The organism is Neoaquamicrobium sediminum, assembly GCF_013240295.1.
Classification (GTDB): domain Bacteria; phylum Pseudomonadota; class Alphaproteobacteria; order Rhizobiales; family Rhizobiaceae; genus Aerobium; species Aerobium sediminum.
Window position 1 is genome coordinate 401,113 of record NZ_JABETK010000002.1, and the last position, 22,630, is coordinate 423,742.

The 22,630-nt window shown below is 64.5% G+C and carries 24 protein-coding genes and 1 tRNA gene; 18 read left to right on the forward strand and 7 right to left on the reverse strand.

Translation table 11 applies throughout. From position 1 onward, the window contains the following. Positions 1 to 29: 29 nt before the first annotated feature. Complete coding sequence (locus tag HK436_RS13760; RefSeq protein ID WP_173190615.1) at positions 30 to 437, reverse strand: SpoIIAA family protein; 408 nt, start codon at positions 435 to 437, stop codon at positions 30 to 32. A 115-nt stretch (positions 438 to 552) separates the two neighbouring features. Between HK436_RS13760 and HK436_RS13765 the strand changes: the two genes are divergently transcribed. After that, entirely contained in the window at positions 553 to 1,299 is a 747-nt protein-coding gene (locus tag HK436_RS13765; protein ID WP_173190617.1) for a pyridoxine 5'-phosphate synthase, read from the forward strand. A gap of 108 nt (positions 1,300 to 1,407) precedes the next feature. Continuing rightward, on the forward strand, positions 1,408 to 3,339 hold the full coding sequence (locus HK436_RS13770; RefSeq protein ID WP_173190618.1) for a potassium transporter Kup: 1,932 nt from the start codon (positions 1,408 to 1,410) through the stop codon (positions 3,337 to 3,339). Between the two features lie 37 nt (positions 3,340 to 3,376). Here the strand turns inward: HK436_RS13770 and HK436_RS13775 are convergent, their stop codons facing one another. Continuing rightward, on the reverse strand, positions 3,377 to 4,264 hold the full coding sequence (locus HK436_RS13775) for an SDR family oxidoreductase (RefSeq protein ID WP_173190620.1): 888 nt from the start codon (positions 4,262 to 4,264) through the stop codon (positions 3,377 to 3,379). 121 nt (positions 4,265 to 4,385) lie between these two features. On the opposite strand from HK436_RS13775, the gene HK436_RS13780 reads away from it, so the two are divergent. The 10 genes from HK436_RS13780 (at position 4,386) to HK436_RS13825 (ending at position 14,414) form a co-directional block, all read left to right on the forward strand. Beyond that, positions 4,386 to 4,796 carry a winged helix-turn-helix transcriptional regulator gene (locus tag HK436_RS13780; RefSeq protein WP_173190622.1) on the forward strand — a complete coding sequence of 137 codons (411 nt, stop codon included), beginning with the start codon at positions 4,386 to 4,388 and terminating at the stop codon, positions 4,794 to 4,796. Between the two features lie 22 nt (positions 4,797 to 4,818). Beyond that, positions 4,819 to 6,048, forward strand: coding sequence for an FAD-dependent oxidoreductase (locus HK436_RS13785; RefSeq protein WP_173190624.1), 1,230 nt, complete (start codon positions 4,819 to 4,821; stop codon positions 6,046 to 6,048). Between the two features lie 150 nt (positions 6,049 to 6,198). Continuing rightward, positions 6,199 to 8,310, forward strand: a complete 2,112-nt coding sequence (locus tag HK436_RS13790) for a TonB-dependent siderophore receptor (RefSeq protein WP_173190626.1) — start codon at positions 6,199 to 6,201, stop codon at positions 8,308 to 8,310. A 5-nt stretch (positions 8,311 to 8,315) separates the two neighbouring features. Then, the gene (locus HK436_RS13795) at positions 8,316 to 9,575 is read left to right on the forward strand and encodes an MFS transporter (protein ID WP_173190627.1); all 1,260 of its coding nucleotides are present in this window, start codon (positions 8,316 to 8,318) and stop codon (positions 9,573 to 9,575) included. Next, the gene (locus HK436_RS32995; RefSeq protein WP_312860602.1) at positions 9,572 to 10,660 is read left to right on the forward strand and encodes a DUF2218 domain-containing protein; all 1,089 of its coding nucleotides are present in this window, start codon (positions 9,572 to 9,574) and stop codon (positions 10,658 to 10,660) included. Before HK436_RS13795 ends, HK436_RS32995 begins: the two co-directional genes overlap by 4 nt. Before the next feature lie 182 nt (positions 10,661 to 10,842). Continuing rightward, on the forward strand, positions 10,843 to 11,499 hold the full coding sequence (locus HK436_RS13805; protein WP_312860603.1) for a TetR/AcrR family transcriptional regulator C-terminal domain-containing protein: 657 nt from the start codon (positions 10,843 to 10,845) through the stop codon (positions 11,497 to 11,499). Positions 11,500 to 11,525: 26 nt separating this feature from the next. Continuing rightward, positions 11,526 to 12,545: a ketol-acid reductoisomerase gene (gene ilvC, locus HK436_RS13810; protein ID WP_173190629.1), complete on the forward strand. Its 1,020-nt coding sequence runs from the start codon at positions 11,526 to 11,528 to the stop codon at positions 12,543 to 12,545. 144 nt (positions 12,546 to 12,689) lie between these two features. Next, positions 12,690 to 13,751 carry a chymotrypsin family serine protease gene (locus HK436_RS13815; RefSeq protein WP_173190631.1) on the forward strand — a complete coding sequence of 354 codons (1,062 nt, stop codon included), beginning with the start codon at positions 12,690 to 12,692 and terminating at the stop codon, positions 13,749 to 13,751. Between the two features lie 29 nt (positions 13,752 to 13,780). Continuing rightward, on the forward strand, positions 13,781 to 13,993 hold the full coding sequence (locus HK436_RS13820) for a hypothetical protein (protein WP_173190633.1): 213 nt from the start codon (positions 13,781 to 13,783) through the stop codon (positions 13,991 to 13,993). Positions 13,994 to 14,117: 124 nt separating this feature from the next. After that, positions 14,118 to 14,414 (forward strand): PilZ domain-containing protein, encoded by a 297-nt coding sequence (locus tag HK436_RS13825; RefSeq protein ID WP_173190635.1) that lies wholly within the window; start codon positions 14,118 to 14,120, stop codon positions 14,412 to 14,414. A 55-nt stretch (positions 14,415 to 14,469) separates the two neighbouring features. Here the strand turns inward: HK436_RS13825 and HK436_RS13830 are convergent, their stop codons facing one another. Continuing rightward, entirely contained in the window at positions 14,470 to 14,937 is a 468-nt protein-coding gene (locus tag HK436_RS13830) for a BA14K family protein (RefSeq protein ID WP_173190637.1), read from the reverse strand. A 151-nt stretch (positions 14,938 to 15,088) separates the two neighbouring features. On the opposite strand from HK436_RS13830, the gene HK436_RS13835 reads away from it, so the two are divergent. Together HK436_RS13835 and HK436_RS13840 are read left to right on the forward strand one after the other, a co-directional pair. Continuing rightward, on the forward strand, positions 15,089 to 16,201 hold the full coding sequence (locus HK436_RS13835; RefSeq protein ID WP_173190639.1) for an endonuclease/exonuclease/phosphatase family protein: 1,113 nt from the start codon (positions 15,089 to 15,091) through the stop codon (positions 16,199 to 16,201). Next, positions 16,198 to 16,920: a hypothetical protein gene (locus HK436_RS13840; protein WP_173190641.1), complete on the forward strand. Its 723-nt coding sequence runs from the start codon at positions 16,198 to 16,200 to the stop codon at positions 16,918 to 16,920. Before HK436_RS13835 ends, HK436_RS13840 begins: the two co-directional genes overlap by 4 nt. Positions 16,921 to 17,138: 218 nt before the next feature. Here HK436_RS13840 and HK436_RS13845 read toward each other — a convergent pair whose 3' ends face one another. The 3 genes from HK436_RS13845 to HK436_RS13855 are packed head-to-tail and all read right to left on the reverse strand — an operon-like array spanning position 17,139 to position 20,268. Continuing rightward, on the reverse strand, positions 17,139 to 18,347 hold the full coding sequence (locus HK436_RS13845; RefSeq protein ID WP_173190643.1) for an ABC transporter permease: 1,209 nt from the start codon (positions 18,345 to 18,347) through the stop codon (positions 17,139 to 17,141). Further along, entirely contained in the window at positions 18,347 to 19,051 is a 705-nt protein-coding gene (locus HK436_RS13850) for an ABC transporter ATP-binding protein (RefSeq protein ID WP_173193461.1), read from the reverse strand. The genes HK436_RS13845 and HK436_RS13850 overlap by 1 nt, the downstream gene beginning before the upstream one ends. A 5-nt stretch (positions 19,052 to 19,056) precedes the next feature. After that, the gene (locus HK436_RS13855; protein WP_312860604.1) at positions 19,057 to 20,268 is read right to left on the reverse strand and encodes an efflux RND transporter periplasmic adaptor subunit; all 1,212 of its coding nucleotides are present in this window, start codon (positions 20,266 to 20,268) and stop codon (positions 19,057 to 19,059) included. A gap of 250 nt (positions 20,269 to 20,518) precedes the next feature. On the opposite strand from HK436_RS13855, the gene HK436_RS13860 reads away from it, so the two are divergent. Beyond that, positions 20,519 to 21,442 carry a PhzF family protein gene (locus HK436_RS13860; RefSeq protein ID WP_173190645.1) on the forward strand — a complete coding sequence of 308 codons (924 nt, stop codon included), beginning with the start codon at positions 20,519 to 20,521 and terminating at the stop codon, positions 21,440 to 21,442. A gap of 24 nt (positions 21,443 to 21,466) precedes the next feature. On the opposite strand, the gene HK436_RS13865 is transcribed toward HK436_RS13860, so the two are convergent. Further along, positions 21,467 to 21,706, reverse strand: coding sequence for a PA2433 domain-containing protein (locus tag HK436_RS13865; RefSeq protein WP_173190647.1), 240 nt, complete (start codon positions 21,704 to 21,706; stop codon positions 21,467 to 21,469). A gap of 194 nt (positions 21,707 to 21,900) precedes the next feature. Between HK436_RS13865 and HK436_RS13870 the strand changes: the two genes are divergently transcribed. The 3 genes from HK436_RS13870 (at position 21,901) to HK436_RS13880 (ending at position 22,623) form a co-directional block, all read left to right on the forward strand. Next, positions 21,901 to 21,976, forward strand: a tRNA-Lys gene (locus tag HK436_RS13870). Between the two features lie 126 nt (positions 21,977 to 22,102). Continuing rightward, positions 22,103 to 22,396, forward strand: coding sequence for a DUF3175 domain-containing protein (locus HK436_RS13875; protein ID WP_173190649.1), 294 nt, complete (start codon positions 22,103 to 22,105; stop codon positions 22,394 to 22,396). Continuing rightward, complete coding sequence (locus HK436_RS13880; protein ID WP_173190650.1) at positions 22,393 to 22,623, forward strand: hypothetical protein; 231 nt, start codon at positions 22,393 to 22,395, stop codon at positions 22,621 to 22,623. The genes HK436_RS13875 and HK436_RS13880 overlap by 4 nt, the downstream gene beginning before the upstream one ends. Positions 22,624 to 22,630: the final 7 nt, after the last annotated feature.

Consider the following 22,630-nt stretch of genomic DNA (forward strand, 5'->3'; position numbering starts at 1 on the left):
TGTGACGGTTCGTCGGCGATAGTGCGCCGCTAGATGTTTTCTTCGATCTCGTTCGCGCCGAGCCACCGCCATGCTTCAGGCTCGTCAGCGGTTGCGAAATGACGCGTCTCGATGCCGTCGCCGGGGTCGAAGAGCCGCGTCACGCGGTCCGCCCAGCCGCCGTCGTCGATGATCGCACATCGTCCGACATGCTGGGCGACGTGTTCCTTCATGAAAGTGCTCGTCTCCGGCGGCAGATCGGCAGTGTCCACTTCCTGAAGCTCCACGAGGCGCACCAGCAGGTCGAGTGTCGGGTGAATCGCAAAGGCACCCTCCAGAAGGCCGCACAGATTTTCGGCGTCGGCGGATGTGAATTCGCCAGTGATCTCGATAGCGAAAACGGTCGATTTGTCCGTTTCCAGACGCCGGACAGCCGGAACCCGTTCCAATGGCCGCATGTTTGCTCCTTTCGTTCCGCGTGCAGTTTGGTCTGGAACACACGAAACCCGATGTCTGTTCCCCATCAAATGGATATAGGATGACGCGACCGTTTAACCAGAAGACTGCCAAGCAATGCCTGCAAAGCTTTCCGTCAACCTGAACGCCATCGCCCTGTTGAGAAACCGCCGCGACCTGCCATGGCCGAGCGTGACCGGGCTGGGTCGCATTGCGCTCGCCGCCGGCGCACACGGGCTGACGGTGCATCCGCGACCCGACCAGCGTCACACGCGCAATTCGGACCTGCCGGAGCTGCGGGCGCTGATCGACGACGAGTTTCCGGCGGCCGAATTCAACATCGAAGGTTATCCGACCGGCGATTTCCTGGCGCTCGTAGAAGCGGCCGAGCCCGAGCAGGTGACGCTCGTGCCGGACGATCCGGAGCAGCCGACCTCGGACCATGGCTGGGACTTCGTCGCCAACCGCGACATGCTCAAGGCGATCGTCACTCGTCTGAAGAAGACCGGCGCGCGGATTTCGCTATTTTGCGATCCCGACGCGTCCGAGGAGCAGATCGCCGCGGCGCAGGCGACCGGCGCGGACCGTATCGAACTCTACACCGGCCCCTATGGCGGTTGCCATGACGATGCAGAAAAAGCCGCCATGGAACTGGAAAGACTCGGCAAAACGGCCGAGCTCGCCAGAGCGGCTGGGCTTGATGTCAATGCAGGCCACGACCTTACCGTCGCCAATCTCCCGCCGCTGGCCCGGCGCATTCCGCATCTGGCTGAGGTGTCGATCGGCCATGGCCTGACGGCCGACGCGCTGGAGCATGGCATGGCTGGAACCGTGCGCCGTTTCCTGACGGCAAGCGGGTGGTAGTCGTGCGTCTACTGCATGGCGAGGCGTACAAGCCCTCCTAAAGCAGCATTTGTTGTTGCACTGCAACAGGAGTAGAAACCGCGCCCGTCCTTTGAAGGAGGGCACGACATGCATGAAAATGCAGAAGGTTCTGCCGCCGCAGACCATTTGGCCACCAATGGCGGCCAGGAAACCCCGCGTAAAACGTCACAGACGACAACCGCGCTCGCATTGGGTGCGATAGGCGTCGTCTATGGCGACATCGGCACCAGCCCCATCTACGCGCTGCGCGAGGCAACCCGCGCCGTGGCCGGAGACCGTCCGCCGACTGAAGCCGAGATGCTCGGCATCCTTTCGATCATCGTCTGGTCGCTGACGCTCATCGTCTCGGTGAAATACGTGCTTTTCGTGCTGCGCGCCGACAACGACAGGGAAGGCGGCACGCTGTCCCTGATGGCGTTGGCCAGGCGCGATGCCGGCCGCTACGCGCCGCTGATCCTGGTCCTCGGCATGGTTGGCGCAGCGCTCTTTTTCGGCGATGCGATCATTACACCGGCCATCTCCGTGCTTTCGGCGGTCGAGGGGCTTGAGGTCGTTACCCCCGCTTTCTCGGATTACGTGGTTGCCATCACGCTGGCGATCCTCTTGGCGCTGTTTGCCGTCCAGCGTTTCGGTACGGCGGGCGTGGCAAGCGTTTTTGGTCCGGTGACCGCACTGTGGTTCCTCACGCTTGCTGTTTCGGGCGCGATCGAGCTTGCCGAATATCCTGCCGTGCTGGCCGCGCTTGACCCAAGCCATGCGGTCCTGTTCCTCATAGACCATCGCGGCGTTTCCCTGGCGGTCATGGGTGCCGCATTCCTCGCCGTGACGGGCGCGGAAGCCATCTATGCCGATCTAGGCCATTTCGGGCGACGGCCGATCATGCTGGCGTGGTTTGCCCTCGTCTTTCCCGCCCTGCTGATCAACTATTTCGGGCAGGGCGCCTATGTAATCTCGCATGGCGGCCTGGTAGGGCAGCCCCTGTTCCAGATGGTTCCGTCATGGGCGACGCTGCCGATGGTGGTCCTCGCGACGATGGCGACAGTCATCGCCAGCCAGGCCGTGATAACCGGCGCCTATTCGCTGACGCGTCAGGCTATCCAGCTTCAGCTTCTGCCGCGCCTTCAGGTGCAGCATACGTCGGAGACCCAGTCCGGCCAGATCTACATGCCGCAGGTCAACCTCCTGCTTCTCGTCGGCGTCTTCATTCTCGTAGCCGAGTTCGGCTCGTCGGAAGCGCTCGCCTCCGCTTACGGCATATCCGTCGCCGGCGAGATGGTGGTGACGGCGCTGCTGTTGTTCTTCGTCTTCTGGCGCACCTGGCGCCGGCCCGCCTTGGTGGCGGCACTGGTGGTTGCGCCCTTCCTGCTGCTCGATGTCACCTTCCTGTGGGCCAACGCACAGAAGTTCGCGGACGGCGGTTGGGTGTCCATCGCAGTGGCGGCGGCGCTCGCGGTCATGATGATGACCTGGCGCAGGGGCAGCAGGCTGCTGTTCCGCAAGACCCGCAAGACGGAAATCCCCCTCGCGCTGCTCACCGACAACCTGGCTGCGAAGCCGCCGCACCTCGTCGCAGGCACGGCGGTATTCCTGACAAGCGACCCGGAAAGCGCGCCGACGGCCTTGATGCACAGCCTCAAGCACTATCACGTCCTGCATGAGCAGAACGCGATCCTGACCGTCGAAATGACCGAGGACCCCTATGTCGCCGAAGAAGCACGCGCGCAGATCACCCCGATCAACGATCTGTTCATGAGAGTGGTGCTGCGGTTCGGCTACATGGAACAGCCGAACGTGCCAAAGGCGCTCGCGGTCTGCCGCAAGCTGGGCTGGAAGTTCGACATCATGTCGACCTCGTTCTTCGTGTCGCGCCGGTCGTTGAAAATCTCGCGCCGCTCGCTGATGCCGCGCTGGCAGGACAAGCTGTTCATCGTGCTGGCCCGAAACGCCAGCGACGCGAGCGCCTATTTCCAGATCCCCACCGGTCGCGTTGTCGAGATCGGTACTCAGGTCACGCTTTGAGTGAAGGGCGGCGCGAATTCCGCGCCACCCAGCCATTTTAGCCGGCCAGTGCGGGCTTGTTCGCAGCAAGGAAGTCCCGCAGCGCTCGCGGCTTCCGGCCCGACAGGCGTTCGACATCCGTGGTGATTACCCCGAGATCACCTTCCCGTGTAGCCACGTCAAAGGAGACGAGCGTCGGGATGACGGGCTCAGGCACGCCGGCAGCCTTCATGCCCCCGGCCAGCTGCTCGTCGCTCACGTCGACGACCGTGATCGGCTTGCCGATGACATCCGATGCCAGCGCAGCAATCTCCGCGTTGGTGAAGGCCTCGTCGCCTGTCAGCGTGTAGGTGACGCTGCCTTCGGGCGGGTTTGCGAGTTCCGCTGCGATGGCCGCTGCGATGTCGTCGCGGGCGACGAAAACCGTGCGCCCATTGCCTGCGGAGGTGAACCACTGGCCGCTGGCCACGGCTTGCGGCAGGCTCATCTGCAGGTTTTCCTGATACCAGCTGTTGCGGAAGATCAGGTGGGGAAGGCCGGTGGCTTTCACCGCTTCTTCAGACTGATGATGATCCGGAGCAAAGCTGACATGCGAACTCTCTGCCTTGGGAAGCGACGTATAGGCGATGCGCCCGACGCCGGCCTTTGCGGCTGCGGCGATCGCCGCCTTGTGCTGGCGCAGCCGCGTGCCTGCGCCATCCAGCGCGTCGGTGGAGATGATGAGAACCGTCCCGACGCCGGCAAAGCCGTTTTCCAGGCTTGCCGCATCGTCGAAATCGATATGGCGCGTGGTTACGCCTTTCGCGGCGAGGTCCGCCAGTTTCTGCGGGTCGCGCGTACCGGCGATGATGCGCGAGGGCTCGACACCCTGGCTTTCGAGGAGGTGGGTGATGACGGCCCGGCCGAGATGGCCCGACGCGCCGGTGACAAGGATCGTGTTGGACATGGCGGTAACTCTGCTGGTTGCGTTGTTGCTCTCATTTTGAGACCAGCACTACATTGTAGATTGACCGCGTCCCGTAAAGGAGGCAGTTTCGGCTCTGCTGGTAACCTGGAAGGAACCACCCATGGACACGACGGTTGTTTCGGCGCGCCGCAAGATCGAAATCTACCGCGCCAATGTCGGCAATGGCGGGCTCGACAACTGCCCGATCCGCACGGTCGTGCAGAACATTTCGGGGAAGTGGAGCGCCTTGCTGCTGATGGCTCTTGCGGAGCGTCCGTACCGCTTCGGCGAGTTGCGCAGGCTCGTGCCCGACATTTCGCAGCGCATGCTCACCCAGACCTTGCGCGATCTACAGCGGGACGGCTATGTCAACCGCGAAGTCTTTCCGACCAAGCCGCCCAGCGTCGAGTACAGCCTGACGGATCTCGGTCGCTCGATGTACGACTCGATCGAGCACCTGTTCCACTGGGCCGAGAACAATCACCAGCAGGTGCGTGCGGCACGGGTGGAGTTCGACGCGGCGGGCGACTGAAGGTCGGCGGGCAGGGCAGCATTTGAAATCACTCGATATTGCAATTGCCGGTGCGGGACCGGCCGGGCTTGCCGCGGCGCTGTTCCTTCATCGCACCGGCCACCGCGTCACCGTCTTCGAACGCTTCGACACGCCGAAGCCGCTCGGCTCTGGCCTGATCCTGCAGCCGACAGGCCTCACTGTGCTCGATCGACTCGGCCTGCTGCCCGAAATCATGACGCGCGGCAGCCGCATCGATCGCCTCCACGGCAGCGATGCGAAAAGCGGCCGCACGGTGCTGGACGTACGCTATGACGCGCAGCGCAAAGGCCGGTTCGGGCTTGCCGTCCATCGTGCGGCCCTGTTCGGCGTCCTGCATCGTGCTGTCGAAGCGCAGGGCATCGCCATCGAGACCGGCAGCGAGATCGTGGCGCTGGATGCGGGCTCCGCTCATGCGACGCTCAAGGGGGCGGGCGGTCGTGACATCGGTCGCTTCGACCTTGTGGTCGATGCCAGCGGCGCACGCTCACCACTCGCTGCCTTTTCGGCCAGGCCAGCCACACGCCGTCCACTCACCTATGGCGCGTTCTGGGCGACGCTCGACTGGGTTGGCGGAAGCTTCGACGCCCACGCGCTGACGCAGCGCTACCGCCGCGCCAGCGTCATGATCGGTGTGCTGCCGATCGGTAGCGACGAGCCGGGCGGCAAAAAGCAGGCGGCCTTCTTCTGGAGCCTCAAGCCGGACGACGCCGATGCGGTGATCGCCGCCGGGCTCGATGCGTGGAAGGAGCAGGTCGCCGGGCTTTGGCCCGAGACAACTCCCTACCTTGACCAGATCGGCGACTTCTCGCAGCTCACACTGGCGCGCTACGGCCACCACACGTTGAAGGTGCCGGCGGGGCGTCGTCTGGCGGTGATCGGCGATGCCGCGCATTCGACCAGCCCGCAGCTCGGGCAGGGCGCCAACATGGCGCTGCTCGACGCGGCCGCGCTTGCCCACGCCCTTGAGCAATCGGCTGATCTCGAAACCGCGCTTGGTTCCTACGCCCGCTCCCGCAGGCTGCATGTGCGCGTCTTTCAGATGCTCTCGGCCGCCTTCACGCCCTTCTACCAGTCGGATTCGGTTCTGCTGCCGCTACTGCGCGACCGGCTTGTGGCAACGGTTGCAAAGGTCCCGCCGGCCCCGCAGATCCTCGCCTCGATGGTCGCCGGCACGATCATAGATCCCTTCGGCGCGATCGGTCTGCTGGAAAAGGATTGGAACCGCCCCTGACCTCCCGCTGGGTCATCGGTCATCCACGCTGCAATCGACATAACCCGCCATTCGCTAAGTTGACTCATAGAGTCATCTTTTATAGCAGTCGCGCCCAGGGAGCCTCTTTGGCACCCGAAAGGAATCCTCCAACGTCGCAAGGGGGCCGTCGTGTCTGCTCGTTCGTTCCGTACCTTCAACGCCGCTCTGCTCGCTGCAAGCGCTCTCGCATGGCCGACGATCGGCCTCGCGCAGGAAGCCCCGACCGTTCTCGACGTCATCGAAATCCAGTCCGAGAGCAACGACATCCTCGTCCAGGAGGGTTATGTCGCCAAGCAGGACAGGATCGGGACCAAGGTCGATACGCCGATTGCGGATATTCCGCAGGCCATCTCGGTCATCACGCAGGACCAGATCGAGGACCAGAAGCCGCGCACGCTCAACGAGACGCTGTCCTACACCGCGAGCGCCAATCCCAACGGGTTCGGCTTTGACAGCCGCTATGACGCCTTCACCCTGCGCGGCTTCCCGTCCTACTACAATGGCATCTTCCGCGACGGGCTGCGGCAGTACAATGGCCCCTCGGCCTGGTTCAAGACGGAGCCCTACGGCATCGAAGGCCTGACCGTGCTCAAGGGGCCGGCGTCGTCGCTCTACGGCATCAGCGGCCCCGGCGGCCTTGTCAATCTGGTCACCAAGCGGCCGAAGGACGAGCCTTTCCGCGAGATCGAGGTGCTCTTGGGTGGCAACGACCGCTATCAGGCTGCGTTCGACCTGTCCGGTCCTGCCGATGAGGACGGCACGCTGCTCTACCGCCTGACCGGGCTTGCGCGTAAGTCCAACACCGATCTTCCGGGCTACGCCGACGACAAGCTCTATCTTGCGCCCGCGGTCACCTGGAAGCCGGACGAGGGCACCAAGCTGACCGTTCTCGGCGAAATCTCGCAAGCCGTGACCGGCGGGACGGCGTTCTTCTACAACCCTGCCTACGGCGAGGTGTCGAACCTCTACGAAGGTGACCCGGCCTGGAACGATTTCACCGGCTTGCAGGGACGCATCGGCTACGAGTTCGAGCATCGTTTCAACGACACGCTGACAGTGCGCCAGAACCTGCGCTTCAACGCCGTGGATGCCGATCTGCAATATAGCGGCCACTACCTGGTCGATCCGTCCGACCCCGACGATCTCGCCCGCTACTGGGGGCACTACAAGGAGAACGCGAAGAATTTTGTCGTGGACAATCAGGCCCAGTTCGAGTTCGACACCGGTCCGGTCAGCCATGTCGCCGTTGCCGGGTTGGACTATAGCTGGACGGATTACGACGCGCAGAACGCCACGTCCTACGTCTCGGTGGACGACATCGAGGAGATGCCGATGTCGTTCTCCGGCAGCCAGCGAATGCACCAGATCGGTGCTTATGTGCATGACCAGATGCAGTGGAACAACTTCACGCTGTTCGCCAGCGGCCGCTACGACTGGGTCGACACGCAGAGCGTCGACTACCTGTTCAACGAGACCGAGCAGACGGACAGTGCGTTTTCCGGCCGCGTCGGCGTTTCCTACCGCACGGATTGGGGCATCATCCCCTATGCCAATTACTCCACCTCGTTCTCGCCCAATATCGGCTTCGTCTATGACAGCGCCACCAATGAGCGCCGGGTCGCGCGACCAACCAAGGGCAAGCAGGTCGAGATCGGCGTCAAATACGAAATCCCCGACTACAACGCCATCATCAACGCCTCGGTCTTCAACATCGATCAGACGGACGGCGTCGTCTATGACGGCACTTTCGACGATGCCGGCAACCAGCGCCAGCGCCAGCTCGACCTGAATTCGCGCGGCTTCGAACTGGAGGCCGCCACGACGCTGGACAATGGCGTCAGCCTGGTCGGCTCCTACACCTACATGCGCATGAAGATCGACAGGGGTGCGGCCGGCACCGAAGGCAACGAGCTGTCGTCGACGCCCAATCACATCTTCTCGCTGTGGGGCCAATATCGGTTCCGCGACGGTGCGATGGCTGGTCTCGGGCTCGGCGCCGGCGTTCGATATGTCGGCGAGAGCTTCGGCGACGATCAGAACTCGTTCAAGAACGATGACCGCGTATTCGTCGATGCGTCGGTATCCTACGATTTCGGCGTCCGCAATCCTGAGCTCGAAGGCCTGCTGCTGCAGGTCAACGCCAAGAACCTGTTCGACGAGCGCAAGAAGATCTGCACCGCCGGCAACTGCTATTGGGATGAAGGCCGCTCGGTCTTCGGCAGCCTGCGCTACCGGTTCTGACACCGATGGCCGACGGCACGCCAGTGTCAGCCAACCCCGCCGCCGTCGTGTTCGCGGTGGGCGGCCTCTATGTCGCGCAAAGCGTCATCGGCGGGGTGACGTGGACCGGGCTGCCGGCCGTACTGCGCGATCAGGGCCTGTCGCTCGATAATGTCGGGCTTCTGTCGCTGATCGCGCTGCCGTGGGCCTTGAAGTTCCTGTGGGCGCCGATGGTGGAGCGCTATCGCTTGCCGCCGGTGGGCCGCAATCGCTCCGGCGTCATCGTCGCCGTGGGTGGCATCATCTCGATCGCGGGCCTGATCGTGGTTGGCCTGCTCGGGCCGAGCCCGCTGGTGCCCGTTCTTGCCTGCCTCACGGTGGTGGCTCTTGCCGCGGCCACAGTCGACATCGCGTGCGACGGCTACGCGGTCGAAAGCCTGCCGCGCTCCCAGCACGGCTGGGCAAACGCGGCCCAGGTCGGCGGCGCGTATCTGGGGTCCGCCATCGGTGGCGGGCTGTTCTTGCTGCTTGTGGCCGGCCTCGGCTGGACCGATGCGATGTGGGCGATGGCAGCACTTCTGGCGGTCCTTGGATTGCCGTTCCTGCTGCGCTCGCAGGCAGCCGGGGCGAGCGAGGAGCGTCCGCACGTGCCGTCGCTTGCCGCGGCCCTGCGTCGGCCGGCGATACGCCGGGGCCTGCTCGCCGCCGCGCTCTATGTGGTGGCGCAGAAGACGGCGCTGATGATGCTTGGCCCGTTCCTCGTCGATGCCGGGCTCGACCTCGCGACCCTGGGGTTGCTCAATGGGGCCGGCAGCATGGTTGTTGGGCTTGGTGCGGCACTTCTCGGCGGGGCGCTGGTGCGCATGCTCGGCGCGCGCGCCGTGCTGGTCATCGCGCTGGTCCTGCAGGCGCTTGCGCTCGCCACATTCGCATCGCGCGGTCTTCTGTTCATCGACCTGCCGTTGCCGGTGCTGCTCGCCGTCGCAGTCGCCAGTTCCTCGGGCATCATGGCGCTTGGCTTCGTCGCTCTTTATGCGCAGTTCATGCACTGGTCCGACCCGCGCCAGGGCGGCGTCGACTTCACGCTGTTCCAGTCGATGGATGCTCTCGTCAGCATGGCCGGCGGGGTTGCCGCCGGTTTCGTGGCCGAGCATCTCGGCTACGGCGTCTTCTTTGCAGGCGCCGGCCTGATCGCGCTCGCGACGATACCGGCCATCGCGTTCGTCACGCGCCCCACGACACCAGAAATTCCCGCAACGCTCGAGCCGGTCGGAGAAAGCCAGTGACCCCGCAACACACGCTTCGTGCCGAAACCACCATAGCCATTTCATCGCCGCTCGACGTGATGGCAAGGCTGCGCGATCATTTCATCGAACATGGCACGGTGTCGGGTTCCGACGAGCGATGGAGCGCCGATTTCGGTATCGGCACCGTCGAAGCCACCGCAATTGCGCAGGCCATGCAGTTCCGCGTTCAGGCCTCGGACGAGACCTCGCTCGCCTTCCTGCAATGGGGCGTCACCGACCATGTCGGCGAGTTCGCGGATGGCCCCGTGCCGGAAGTGGTCTGGCAGGGCGGTATCCGCGCCGGCGCGCCCTTGCCCTATTTCCGCGAGATGAGGGTTGTCCGCGCAGCCCAGGTCACGCCGCGCATGCGCCGGCTGACGCTTGCCGGCGCCGATTTGCGGCGCTTCAGCTATGGCGGCATCCACATGCGGCTGCTGCTCGCGCCGACGAAGGGTGTCTCACCCGTGTGGCCGGTCATGGGGACGGACGGGCGGCAGGCGTGGCCGGAGGGTCCGAGACCGATCAACCGCGTCTATACCATTCGCCGCATCGACGTCGAGGCAGGTGAGATCGATGTCGATTTCGTTCTGCACGAGGGCGACGAGATGCCGGGCGCGACATTTGCCGCCGAAGCCGCGGCGGGCGATGTCGTCGGCATGACCGGGCCGGGCGGTGGCGAGCTGCGCGATGCGGACTGGTGCGTTCTGGCCGGCGACGAGACGGCCTTGCCCGCCATCGGCCGCATGCTCGAGGAGATGCCGGCCGGCCGCAAGGTGGTCGCCCTGATCGAGATCGCCGACGACGCGGAACGCCAGCACCTGACCACGAACGCCGATCTCGACCTCCGCTGGCTTTCGCGGGAGGGCAGGCCCGCCGGAACGACGAGGCTGCTGGCCGATGCGGTTAAGGGTCTGGCACTGCCCGAAGACGGCCGCTCGATCTTCATCTGGGCAGGCTGCGAGCACGCCGCCGCGCGCGAGATCCGCACATACCTGCGCAAGGAATGCGATCTGCCGCGCGGCAGCAATCTCATTGCCGCCTACTGGCGTCGAGGCAAGAGCGGCGAGGTCGCGGACGCCGACTGATCGGTTCGCGCAGCGCTGTCCATCCCGGCAGGGCAGGGGCGGGCCGCCACGGACAGGAATTTTCCCTAACCCCCGTCTCGGGCCTCTTGCAATCCGCCGGATTTCGGGCGATAGACCCGAACCGTAACGTACGGTACGGGCTTTGAAGCCTTCTGCCGGACCATTGCAACGAGGCGGATCAGGTGCAGGAAACGAGCGCCATCGAGCACGAGGAGACGCTGACGCCCCGCCAGGGCGAGGTGCTCGATGCCGTGCTGGCGCTGCTGGTGGAAGGGCGCGACGCGCTGACCATGACGGCTGTTGCACGGCGTGCGAGCTGCTCCAAGGAAACGCTCTACAAATGGTTCGGGGACCGCGACGGCCTGCTTACCGCCACCGTCAAATGGCAGGCATCCCAGGTCCGTGCTGGCAATTATGACCGGCAGAAGCTGGATGCGGCTGCGTTGCGCGAGAGCCTCGAGCGGTTTGCCGTGAACTGGCTCGGCGTGATCTCGTCGCCCACCTCGATCGCGCTCAATCAGGTCGCCGTGGCTCATGCCGGTTCGGCCAAGAGCAATCTTGGCGGCATCGTGCTCGCCAACGGGCGTTTCGCCATCGGCGAACGGCTGAAGCCGCTGCTCGAAGCTGCCCGAACGGCGGGCCTGATCGACTTCGAAGACGGCGAGGAGGCGTTTCGCACCTTTTTCGGCCTCGTCGGCCGCGACATTCAGATCCGGTTGCTGCTGGGCGACCGGCTGGAAATGACTGAGGCGGGGATCGCGCGGGATGCCGCGCGCGCCACGCGGCAGTTCTTCGCTCTTTATGGGGCAAAACCGACACCGGCGGCGAGCGCCGGCTGAAATCAACGCAAGGGAAGGAAACGACAATGCGGGTTTATTACGATCGCGACGCCGATCTGAATCTCATCAAGGGCAAGAAGGTCGCCATCATCGGCTATGGCTCGCAGGGGCGTGCCCACGCGCTCAACCTCAAAGAGTCGGGCGTTAAGGACATCGCCGTCGGCCTCAAGGCCGGGTCGCCCACCGCGGCCAAGGTGGAAGCCGATGGGCTCAAGGTCATGACGGTTGCGGAAGTCGCCGGCTGGGCCGACCTGATGATGATGGCCACGCCCGACGAACTGCAGGCCGACATCTACAAGAACGAGATCGCCCCCAACATCCGTGACGGCGCGGCGATTGCCTTCGCCCACGGCCTCAACGTCCATTTCGGCCTCATCGAGCCGAAGGCGACCGTCGACGTGCTGATGATCGCGCCGAAGGGCCCGGGCCACACCGTGCGCGGCGAATATCAGAAGGGTGGCGGCGTGCCGTGCCTCGTCGCCGTCCATCAGGATCCCTCGGGCAACGCGCTCGACCTCGGCCTCTCCTACGCCTGCGGCGTCGGCGGCGGCCGTTCGGGCATCATCGAGACCAATTTCAAGGAAGAGTGCGAGACGGATCTCTTCGGTGAGCAGGTCGTGCTGTGCGGTGGTCTGGTCGAGCTCATCCGCGCCGGCTTCGAGACGCTGGTGGAAGCCGGCTACGCGCCCGAGATGGCCTATTTCGAGTGCCTTCACGAGGTGAAACTGATCGTCGACCTCATCTACGAGGGCGGCATCGCCAACATGAACTACTCGATCTCGAACACCGCCGAATGGGGTGAATACGTGTCGGGCCCGCGCATCATCACCGCTGAGACCAAGGCCGAGATGAAGCGCGTGCTCAACGACATCCAGACCGGCAAGTTCACCTCGGAATGGATGCAGGAGTACCGCTCCGGCATGGCGCGTTTCAAGGGCATCCGCCGCATGAACGACAGCCATCAGATCGAGGAAGTCGGCGAGAAGCTGCGCGGCATGATGCCGTGGATCGCCAAGAACAAGCTGGTCGACAAGGCCCGCAACTAGGCGACGCCGTCGGTTCCGCCTGCCGTAGGGATTGTACCCGGCGCCGGCGGTAAAGCATTGCGAAACCTCACCGAGCCGCGGCGCACACTGCGGCTCGATTTTTTGCTAGGCTGCGATCGCGGGCGGGGCGCGTTGGAGGACGCAATGAAGGTCGATTCCGCGCTTGAGCTCCAGGCCCGTATTTTCTCGCAGATTTTCGAGTTCGTCGAAGCGCCGGTGGTTGCCGGCCTGGAATATCCCTCGCCGGGCCTTTTTCTCGATCCGGCACTTCTGGAAACGAAGGCAGCCCGGCCGCGCAAGCCCAGGCACCGCGCCGTCGAGGACATTGCGCTCGGCATAACGACTGACGAAGGCAGGGACGACGCCAGGCTGGCGATCCTCGTTCAGGACCGGCGTAAGGTGAACTGTTCCGTGGTCGAGCAGGCCGTCGAGGCAGCCCGCGGCGAGGCGGAGGTGCTGTATATCGGACGGCAGAAGCCGCTGTGGACCTTGGTCCGCAACGATCCCCTCAGGCTCGGCTGCAGCATCTCGCCGACGATAGTCAGATATGCCGGCACGTTCGGCTGCTTCTGTCGCGACAACGAGAGCGGAAGCGTCGGCATCCTGTCGAACAACCACGTGCTCGCCGACGTCAACAGCACGCCTGTTTCCACCCGGATCATGCAGCCCGGCGCGCGCGACGGCGGCAAGCCGGGGGCGGACGACATTGCGGAATTGACCCGCTTCGTGCCGATCCAGTTCGGCGGTTTCCCGAACCCGGTCGATGCCGCCTTCGCCACGCTCATCGGTCACGACCGTGCCGAAGACAGGGCAACACTCTTCGACAGCGCCGACGAGCCGCAACCTGCCGTCACGCTTCAGCCGGCATCGCCCGTCGATGCGATGCCCGGCATGACCGTGCTCAAAACCGGCCGCACCACGCGCCACACCCGTGGCCTGGTGCGCGCCGTCAACGTCAACAATTTCCTGGTCGACGTGGGCGTGGGCGTCGCCCGCTTCGACAACCAGATCGTCATCGAGACAGCAGCGCCCCCACAGCCTTTCGGCAGGCCCGGAGATAGCGGGTCGCTGATCGTCGACGAAGAGGGCAGACCGGTCGCGCTGCTCTTTGCGGGCTCGGCCTCCGGCGGCGCAGGCAATGTTGGAATTACGGGGGCAAACCCTATATCATCCGTGACCGCTCAACTGGGAGTGACCTTGGTCTGAGGCATCAAATGGTGGCCACGAAACACTCGATGGAACAAGCCATCGAGATACAGAAGGCATTTGAACGCCGCTTCGCCGGCAAAGGCGAAGTGGTGAGCGTCGGCATCGGGCTCAACGGTGCCAAGGACGATCTGGCCATCAATGTATGCGTCTCCCGCCCGAATGAGGCCGAAAACCTGCCCAAGACCTTCGACGGGTTGGATGTCGTTGTCGACGTCGTGGGCGCGATCCGCGCTTACTAGGCAGCGCAATCCCGACGCTTTCACTACAAACGCCGGAGGCCCGCTTCCGGCTGTTCTGTTTCGGCACAGCGCATCTGGCACGTCTTTCGCTGGAAAGACGGGATCGAAGCAGGGGAGTTTCGCTATGGAATCCATCACGACCAAGTCGATCGGCCTCGATGGCGAGGTGTTCGAGGAACGGCGACGGGAAACGCGTCGGCGTGCGTTCAAGGGCGCAACACTCACCTTCAACGGCGGTTATGGCGCATTCGAATGCGTGGTCCGCAACATTTCGGAAGGTGGAGCCAGGCTCACATTCGGGGAGGCTTCGGCCGTCCCGGCCCGGTTCGACCTGGCCATGTCGGGCGACGTTCGCAGCCGGGCGGCCGTTGTCCGCTGGCGCTCGCTTACCGACGTGGGTGTTGAGTTCGTGCCAGCCTGAGTAAAAAAATGCCCGAAGCGAATGGTCGCTCCGGGCATTTCCGTCTGCAAAAGCCTTAGTAGTAGGGCGACACGCACTCGCGGCGCGGGCCGTTATAGGGCTGGTAGCTGTTGTCATATGCCCTGTACGACCGCCAGCGCGCCTCACACCAGCGATAATGGGCCGCCGACAGGCGATAGCCGGGGCGTGGCCGGTAACGCGGCGCCGGCGCGACATGGAACTCGATGGTCGGGCGCGGGCGATAGTGACGGCGGTAGCGCCAGCGGTCGTCGTCGCGCCAGTCACGGCGGCCACGCCAGTCGCGGCGATCACGGTAGTCGCCGCGGTTGCGCCAGCGCTCGCCGTCTCTGCTCCAGTGACGCCGGTCGTTTTCACCTTGCACGAGCTGGATTGTCGGCTTCTGCGCGCTGTCGGCAGTTGCCGATGCTGCGTTGAGTGCAGCCGCTGGCGAGGCCATGGCACCCGAACCCAGCCCCAGACATACCGCCGCGGCGAGGGCAAAGGCAGCGATCTTATGTTTCATGGTTATGCTCCTTGGTGTAGCCCACCCTTCATGGCGGACACTATCGCTTCTGCCAAATGAACGAGCGATGAACGCAAATTAACGCGGTTTGCGGGTTTTCGTTGCCGGCCGGTGCTTGCATTCGCGCGTGCGGTTGGGTCAAGTGCCGGTCATGTCGCTGCGCCTTGCCACCTTCAATGTCGAGAACCTGATGAACAGGTTCGATTTCTCCGGTTTCCGCAACGAACTACACCAGGACAGGGTGCTGTCGCTTTACGAGATCAAGGACGAAGCCGAATACCGCCAGCTCGAGCGCGCCCGTGCGATTTCCCATACGGATGATGCGCGCCAGCTCTCCGCATTGGCGATCGCAGCGGCGCGCGCCGACATTTTCTGCCTGCAGGAGGTCGACAATATCGAGGCGTTGCGCGCCTTCGAATACGGCTATCTCTTCAAGATGATCGGCCACGGCTACCGCGAGAAATACACGACCCAGGGCAATGACGGGCGAGGCATCGACGTGGCCGTCATGGTGCGCGACCAGACTGTCCACGGCCAGCCGATCGAATTCGTATCCATGCGCAGCCACGCGCATCTGACCTATGCCGATCTGGACCTGTTCACGCCGGGGCTGGCGGAACTGGGCGAAGAGCCGCATGAGCGCATCTTCCGGCGCGATTGCCTCGAGCTCGACCTACGCATCGGCGGCAAGCCGATGACGATTTATACGGTCCACTTCAAATCCATGGGCAGCCCGCGCAACGGGTTGAATGGACGCGATGCGACGATGCCGGTCCGCTTCGCCGAGGCCGCTGCCGTGCGCCGGATCATCGAAGACCGTTTCGGCGTCGATCATGCCGCGGACAAGCGCTGGGCCATCTGCGGCGACTTCAACGACTATCGCGAGCGCGTCGTCATCACCGGCGACGCACACAACGGCTTCGCCTTCGACCCGGTGCGCGAGGCGCGCTCCAGCATAGACGTGCTCACCGCCGGAGACTTTTGTGAGAACGTGGTCGAGCGTAGGGCCGAGCTCGACCGCTGGACGCTCTACCATACGCGGGGGCCGGCCGAACGGCACCTCTGCCAGCTCGACTACATCATGCTGTCGCGCGGCCTGGCGCGGCGCAACGCCACGGCGATGCCGGAAATCGTCCGCGCAGGCCAACCGTTCCGCACGCCTTTCCCTCCGGGACAGGAGGTGGACCGGTTCCCGCGCACCGGCTGGGATAGACCGAAGGCTTCCGACCACTGCCCCGTCGTCGTGGAACTCGACATCGCATGAGCTTCGACCTTCCAGCCGACGTCATCCTTCCGGTGCGAAACGTCTCCGTGCGGCTCGATCCTGCGCCGCACCCGTTCGGCGTCGCGAATGAGGAAGCGATCGCGCAGCACTGGCAGCGCGCGGTGGCCGCCAATCCAGCACTTTTCAACGGCGAGGTGGCCTTGCTTTCGAGCTTGCGATGGGAGGAGGGCGATCTGATCGGACGCTGCCATATCGTCCGCTATGCCACCTTCCTCTACTGGCGCAGCCTCAGGCCGATCAGCGGGGCTGGGCATGCCTATACCCACGCCATGCTGGTGAGCGCCGACAATGCGCTGGTGGCGATACGCATGGGGCCGTCGACCATCAATGCCGGGCTGGTCTATTTCGCTGCCGGGTCGTTCGAGCCGGTCGATTTCCGCGGCGGCCAGGCCGACCTCGAATTCAACATGCACCGTGAGGTCGGCGAGGAAACCGGCATCGACCTTTCCGGCGTGCGGCATGAGGATCGCTACCACCTTTTGTCGAAAACGACCGGCACCGTGCTCTTCCGCCGCTACTTCCTCGACCGGCCGGCCGACGAGCTCGCCGAAGAAATCCGCCGTCATGTTGCCGCCGAAGACGATCCCGAGATCGAGGGTCCCGTCATCATCCGCGATCCGAACGACATGCCGGACCGACTTGCCGCCCAGATGCCGGGCCTGATCGACTGGCATTTTTCGACGCCGCGCGAGGCGTGACGCGGGCGCTATTTATCATCCTGCGTCCTTCGAGGCTCGCTCCACTCGCACCTCAGGATGAGGGAAGTGGGTTAATCAAACCTACGACGCCGTTGGCTCGATGAACGTCAACGGAACCAGTCTCGAGCCCACTGCTTGCCCGAGCGCTGCACTGCAGTCCTCATCCTGAGGTGCGAGTGGAGCGAGCCTCGAAGGACACACAACTCCATTAACGACTGTTATTCGTGCCGCAGCGCGTCGATCGGGTCGAGCCGCGCGCCGCGCAGGGCGGGGAAGAACCCGAATACCATGCCGATCATGGCAGAGAAGCCGACGGCGAGCGCAATCACCGCAAGGCTCGGCACGAACGGGATGGACAATGTCGTCGTGGCCAGCACGGCCAGCAGAAGCCCCAAGGCGATGCCGATCAACCCGCCCAGCAGCGACAGCACCGTCGCCTCGACGAGGAACTGTACGAGAATGTGCTTCTCATGCGCGCCGATGGCGAGCCGGATGCCGATCTCGCGCGTGCGCTCGGTCACCGAAACCAGCATGATGTTCATTATGCCGATGCCACCGACCAGCAGGCTCACGCCCGCCAGCGCGCCCAGCATGCCGGTCATCACCGTCGTCGTGCTCGTCATCGCGTCTGCGATTTGCGTCATGTCGCGCACATCGAAATTGTCTTCCTGGCCGGGTCCTATGCGGCGCGTATCGCGCAGGATCTGCTCGATGTTCGTCATCACCTCGCTGGTCGAGACGCCGTCCTGCGCCGCGACATAGATCATGTCGATGTCGCGATTGCCGGCGATGCGCCGTTGGAACGTGCTGTGCGGCATGACGACGATGTTGTCCTGATCCTGGCCGAAGCCGGATGTGCCCTTGGCGGCAAGCACGCCGATTACCCGGCAGCTCATTCGCCCGACCCGGATCGCCACGCCCGTCGGGTCGCCTGCGCCGAAAAGCTCGCTGCGCACGGTCTCGCCCAGCAGGCACAGATTTGCGCCGCCCCGCACTTCCGAATCCGTGAAGGCGCGCCCCAGCGCGACATCCCATTCGCGCGCGATGAAATATTCCGTGTCGGCACCCGTGACCTGCACGGCCATGTTGTCGGCACCATAGACCACGCGCACGGTCTGCTGCGATGCCGCCGAGACTGCCTTCACGCCCTCCAGCCCCTCGGCCAGGCCCTCCAGGTCGCTTTCGCCGAGCGCGCGCGGGGTGAAGTTGGTCAGCCCGCCGCGCATCGGGCGCGAGGCACGCACCATCAGGAGGTTGCTGCCCAGCTTGCCGATGTCCTGCTTGACCTTTTCCGTGGTGCCGGAACCGATGGTGATCATGGCGATGACCGCCGCCACGCCGATGACGATGCCCAGCAGCGTCAGGAACGAGCGCAGCGCGTTGCGGCGAACCGAGCGCAATGCCAGCCGGATTGTCTCGAACAGCATCAGGCCGTCTCCATCCGGGCGGTGTCGGACGCGATCTTGCCGTCGACGAAGGAAACGATGCGGTCTGCGTAGGCCGCGACGTCTGCTTCGTGCGTCACCATGACGACGGTCAGGCCCTTTTCCGCGTTCAGGCTGGTCAGCAGGTCCATGATCTCGTGCGTGCGGGCCGTGTCGAGATTGCCGGTCGGTTCGTCGGCGACGAGCAAGGTCGGCTGAGTGACGATGGCGCGCGCGATCGCCACGCGTTGCTGCTGTCCACCTGAAAGCTCCGCCGGCGTATGGCTCTCGCGGCCCCGCAGCCCGACCTGCGCCAGCGCCTGCATGGCAAGCTCGCGGCGCTCGCGTCCGGGCACGCCGCGATAGATCAGCGGCAGCTCGACATTCTCCGCTGCAGTGGTGCGCGGTAACAGATTGTAGCCCTGGAAGACGAAGCCGATGTAGCGGTTACGCAGCATCGCCCGCCGCGAGCGGTCAAGCGCGCCGGCGTCGATGCCGAGAAAGCCGTGAACGCCGCGCGTCGGCGTGTCGAGGCAGCCGATGATGTTCATCGACGTGGATTTGCCGGAACCCGAAGGCCCCATGATCGCGACGAATTCGCCCCGGCGGATGGTGAGATCGACGCCGGCCAGCGCATGCACCTGCGCTTCGCCGGCGCCATATGTCTTCCATACGTCGCGAAAGGTGAGGAGAGGGGTATCGGCCATCACGTTCATGGCCGGCCGCTCCGCCCGCCTCCCTCGGCCGCTGCGCGCGGTTGGCGCTGGGAAACGCCGACGATCACGCGATCGCCCTGTTCGAGCCCGGAGAGGATTTCGACGAAATCGCCGTCGGTGGCGCCGGTCTCCACGCGCACCTGCTGAGGCTCGCCGTCGCGCAGCACATAGAGCGGACGGCCGTCGCTGTCGGCGTCACCACCGGACCGCCGCCCGAAACCACGGCCCATGCGCATGCGCGGCATGAACAGCGATTGCAGCGACCAGCCTGCGCGCTCTTCCGTCTGCGGCGGGCTGAAGCGGAAGGCGGCGGCCGGCGCGAGCAGCACGTCATCGGCCTCGCGCGTGACGATGTCGACCGTCGCCGTCATGCCCGGGCGCAACAGAAGCTCGCCATTATCGACGTTGAGCCGCGCCTGATAGGTCACCACGCCTTCTGTCTCGGCTGAGGCGTAGGAGATGTCGCGGATCGTCGCGTCGAACCGGCGCCCCGGAAACGCGTCGACGGTGAAGCGGGCATTCTGGCCGGCCTCCACCGTGCCGATGTCGGCTTCATCGACAGCCGCTTTCAATTCCATCGTCTCCAGATTTTCGGCGATGACGAACAGCACCGGCGCCTGCATGGAGGAGGCAACGGTCTGGCCCGGATTGACCGCGCGGCTGAGAACGATGCCCTCGATAGGCGCATAGATCGTGCTCTTGGCGAGATCGGCCTGCTGCAGCTTGAGCTCGGCCTCGGAGACCGCGAGGTTGGCGCGGGCGATCGATACCGCGCTTGCTGCCCGGTCGTTGGAGGCGGTGGCAGTTTCCAGCGCCTGCTCGGTCGCCATCCCGCGCCCCGAGAGCTGGCGCGTGCGCTCCAGCACCTGCTGGGTCTCCCGCTGCGTCACCTCGGCATCGACAACGCGTGCCCTGGCGGCCGCCACATTGGCTTCGGCCCGCTCGATCTGCGCGACGATGCGCGTCGTGTCGAGCTGCGCCAGCACGTCGCCGGCTGAAACCCTCTGGTTTTCCTCGACATCGACCGAGCGCACGACCCCCGAAAGCTCGCTCGAGATTTCCACCTGCGTCAGCGGCTGCAACGTGCCCGTTGCGGACACCTCCACGGTCAGCGACCCCGGCTCGATCGGAACGGCCCGGTAGGAAACCTGCTGTGTGGACGCGCCACCGAACTGCCACCACGCAAACCCACCGCCGGCGGCAAGCACCAGCAGGACGAGCAGCGGCCATCGCCGCCTTCTGCGCCCTGCGCCTTTAAGCGCAAGCGCTTCCTCGATCGGTTCCGGGAGGCGAACGTTGCCTTCTCGGGGCGCTCGACGATCTGGTCCATGCGCTCGTCCGCCTATAGTCTATCAATATCCCTTCAACCGACACATCATGGAAATAGCACGGGATTTCAAATTAAAGTTTGGCCATCTTTTGTAACGCGCCATGGTTGAAGGAGGCTCGAAACACCCAATGCCGCAACGCCCATACCTCATCTACGACGTGTTTGCCGACCGCCGGCTAGCCGGCAACCCACTCGCCGTGGTGCTCGATTCCACCGGGCTCGACGATGACGCGATGCAGAAGATCGCAGGCGAGTTCAACCTGTCGGAGACTGTCTTCGTCGCGCCGGCTTCGAATGGGGCGCACACGGCCGCGATCCGCATCTTCACGCCGAAATACGAGCTTCCGTTTGCCGGTCATCCGACCGTAGGGACTGCCATCGCGCTTGCCGAACGCGGCAGCGGCGATGGTCCTGCCAACGACGCCGCAGCGATTCTCGTGCTGGAAGAAAAGATCGGCAATGTGCGCTGCGCGGTCACGCATGAGGACGGCCTCGCCTTCGCAGAGTTCGATCTGCCGCAGCTTTCGCAGAAGCTCGAGTTCGAACCGGACAACGCGGCCATCGCGGCAGCGATAGGTCTGGGGCCGCACGAAATCGGCTTCGAGAACCACCAGCCCAGCCTTTGGTCGGCCGGCGTGCCCTATCTCGCCGTGCCGGTCGCGGGCCTCGAGGCAATGGCGCAGATCCGCTTCAATGGTCCCGCCTGGCTCGAACTTGCACCGCGTCGCGGAGACGGCAATCCCGCCTGCGCCTATCTCTACTGCCGCGAGACCGTCGGCCATGACAGCGCGTTTCATGCGCGCATGTTCGTGCCTGGCCCGCCGACCTATGAGGATCCGGCGACCGGTTCGGCCGTGGCGGCGTTCTCCGGTGCGCTGCTGCATTTCGACCAGCCGCGCAACGGCACCCACACATACTGGATCGAACAGGGCGTTGAAATGGGCCGTCCATCCCGCATTCGGCTGGAGATCGAGGTCGAGGGCCTCGCTGCGAAAACGGCGCGCATCGGCGGCAACGCGGTGAAGATCGCCGAAGGCGTCCTCACCGTTTAAGTCTTCCGTCGTGATCCGTCTCCGTCAGAGGCCGAGCAGCGCCTTGGCTTCCTCGAGCGCGGCCATCGATCCGTCATGGTCGCCCGCCCCATGGAGCTCTTCTCCCCGGGCGCGCAGTTCGGCAACCTTGGCCGCGTCCTCGCTCGAGAGTTCGGCGTCAGGCAGGGCGGCATCGATTTCGCCCATCAGGACAGGGCAGGAGTGTGCAAACGCGGCAACAGGCGTAAGCGCCAGACCCGCGGCGACAAGCATTATACGCAACATGGTTTCCTCCTTCGCCGGCTTGGTCGGCTCGTATCGAGCGACCTGCGACCGACCGCAAAAGCCTACACCCGTGCAGGCCCGCAAAACAGGCTTGCCGGATAATTTGATTGGTGGCCGCATTTGCGTCTGGACAGCCGTACCATGAGCCGCTATAGGGGCCTCCTCTTGCAGCGCCCGCGCGGCTGCGGCCCGGCGGGTGATTAGCTCAGTTGGTAGAGCAGCTGACTCTTAATCAGCGGGTCGTAGGTTCGATCCCTACATCACCCACCATCGCCCATATCCTGGCGACTATATCTGGCGCCGCTTGCATTGATCTCGGCGTCGTTCGTTGGCGTCTAGCTTCGCGGGCATGGAACATCGGCCCGCGAACGCCGTTGGACACGCTGGAGCGTGACGATGGCCGTATCGACCCGAAACTGGTCTGCCGAAGTGACCGAGAAGAGCGATGCGCTCGATCTCGAGCAGGACGTGTTCGCGCAGAACGATCCCAAGGCGATTGCAAGTTCCTTGAAGCGCTCGGCCGACAGGAGCGAACGGCGCAAGGGCGAGCCGTTCCGATCGGCGATGTCGATGTTGACCTTCTATATCAATCGCGCCGGCAAGAACCTGCCGGCGAAACAGCATCAGGTGCTTGAGGCGGCCAAGGACGAGTTGCGCGGGCTCTACGGAAGGAAGAGGACAGATCGATGACGCCAAGGCAGACCGACAACAGGCGAGAAACCGGCAAACGCATCGCCAAACCCGTCGCACCCGACGATCCCTCGAAGGATTTTTCTCAGGACGCGGCAGCAAACCGCAAGCCCAGCGGAGGGAACGGGTTGTCTGAACCCGTGGAAGAAACGCAGGCGCATACCCGCAAGTCGGAGGGCGTCGACGGAGCCGCCGACAAACGGCGCAACAGCGACGGCAAGTCGTGACATCACA

What these genes read in the sequence shown, in the direction of transcription:
- HK436_RS13760 (WP_173190615.1), bottom strand. Translation starts at nt 437, where the DNA reads ATGCGGCCATTGGAACGGGTTCCGGCTGTCCGGCGTCTGGAAACGGAC.
- HK436_RS13765 (WP_173190617.1), top strand. Translation starts at nt 553, where the DNA reads ATGCCTGCAAAGCTTTCCGTCAACCTGAACGCCATCGCCCTGTTGAGA.
- HK436_RS13770 (WP_173190618.1), top strand. Translation starts at nt 1,408, where the DNA reads ATGCATGAAAATGCAGAAGGTTCTGCCGCCGCAGACCATTTGGCCACC.
- HK436_RS13775 (WP_173190620.1), bottom strand. Translation starts at nt 4,264, where the DNA reads ATGTCCAACACGATCCTTGTCACCGGCGCGTCGGGCCATCTCGGCCGG.
- HK436_RS13780 (WP_173190622.1), top strand. Translation starts at nt 4,386, where the DNA reads ATGGACACGACGGTTGTTTCGGCGCGCCGCAAGATCGAAATCTACCGC.
- HK436_RS13795 (WP_173190627.1), top strand. Translation starts at nt 8,316, where the DNA reads ATGGCCGACGGCACGCCAGTGTCAGCCAACCCCGCCGCCGTCGTGTTC.
- ilvC (WP_173190629.1), top strand. Translation starts at nt 11,526, where the DNA reads ATGCGGGTTTATTACGATCGCGACGCCGATCTGAATCTCATCAAGGGC.
- HK436_RS13815 (WP_173190631.1), top strand. Translation starts at nt 12,690, where the DNA reads ATGAAGGTCGATTCCGCGCTTGAGCTCCAGGCCCGTATTTTCTCGCAG.
- HK436_RS13820 (WP_173190633.1), top strand. Translation starts at nt 13,781, where the DNA reads ATGGAACAAGCCATCGAGATACAGAAGGCATTTGAACGCCGCTTCGCC.
- HK436_RS13825 (WP_173190635.1), top strand. Translation starts at nt 14,118, where the DNA reads ATGGAATCCATCACGACCAAGTCGATCGGCCTCGATGGCGAGGTGTTC.
- HK436_RS13830 (WP_173190637.1), bottom strand. Translation starts at nt 14,937, where the DNA reads ATGAAACATAAGATCGCTGCCTTTGCCCTCGCCGCGGCGGTATGTCTG.
- HK436_RS13835 (WP_173190639.1), top strand. Translation starts at nt 15,089, where the DNA reads ATGTCGCTGCGCCTTGCCACCTTCAATGTCGAGAACCTGATGAACAGG.
- HK436_RS13840 (WP_173190641.1), top strand. Translation starts at nt 16,198, where the DNA reads ATGAGCTTCGACCTTCCAGCCGACGTCATCCTTCCGGTGCGAAACGTC.
- HK436_RS13845 (WP_173190643.1), bottom strand. Translation starts at nt 18,347, where the DNA reads ATGCTGTTCGAGACAATCCGGCTGGCATTGCGCTCGGTTCGCCGCAAC.
- HK436_RS13850 (WP_173193461.1), bottom strand. Translation starts at nt 19,051, where the DNA reads ATGGCCGATACCCCTCTCCTCACCTTTCGCGACGTATGGAAGACATAT.
- HK436_RS13860 (WP_173190645.1), top strand. Translation starts at nt 20,519, where the DNA reads ATGCCGCAACGCCCATACCTCATCTACGACGTGTTTGCCGACCGCCGG.
- HK436_RS13865 (WP_173190647.1), bottom strand. Translation starts at nt 21,706, where the DNA reads ATGTTGCGTATAATGCTTGTCGCCGCGGGTCTGGCGCTTACGCCTGTT.
- HK436_RS13875 (WP_173190649.1), top strand. Translation starts at nt 22,103, where the DNA reads ATGGCCGTATCGACCCGAAACTGGTCTGCCGAAGTGACCGAGAAGAGC.
- HK436_RS13880 (WP_173190650.1), top strand. Translation starts at nt 22,393, where the DNA reads ATGACGCCAAGGCAGACCGACAACAGGCGAGAAACCGGCAAACGCATC.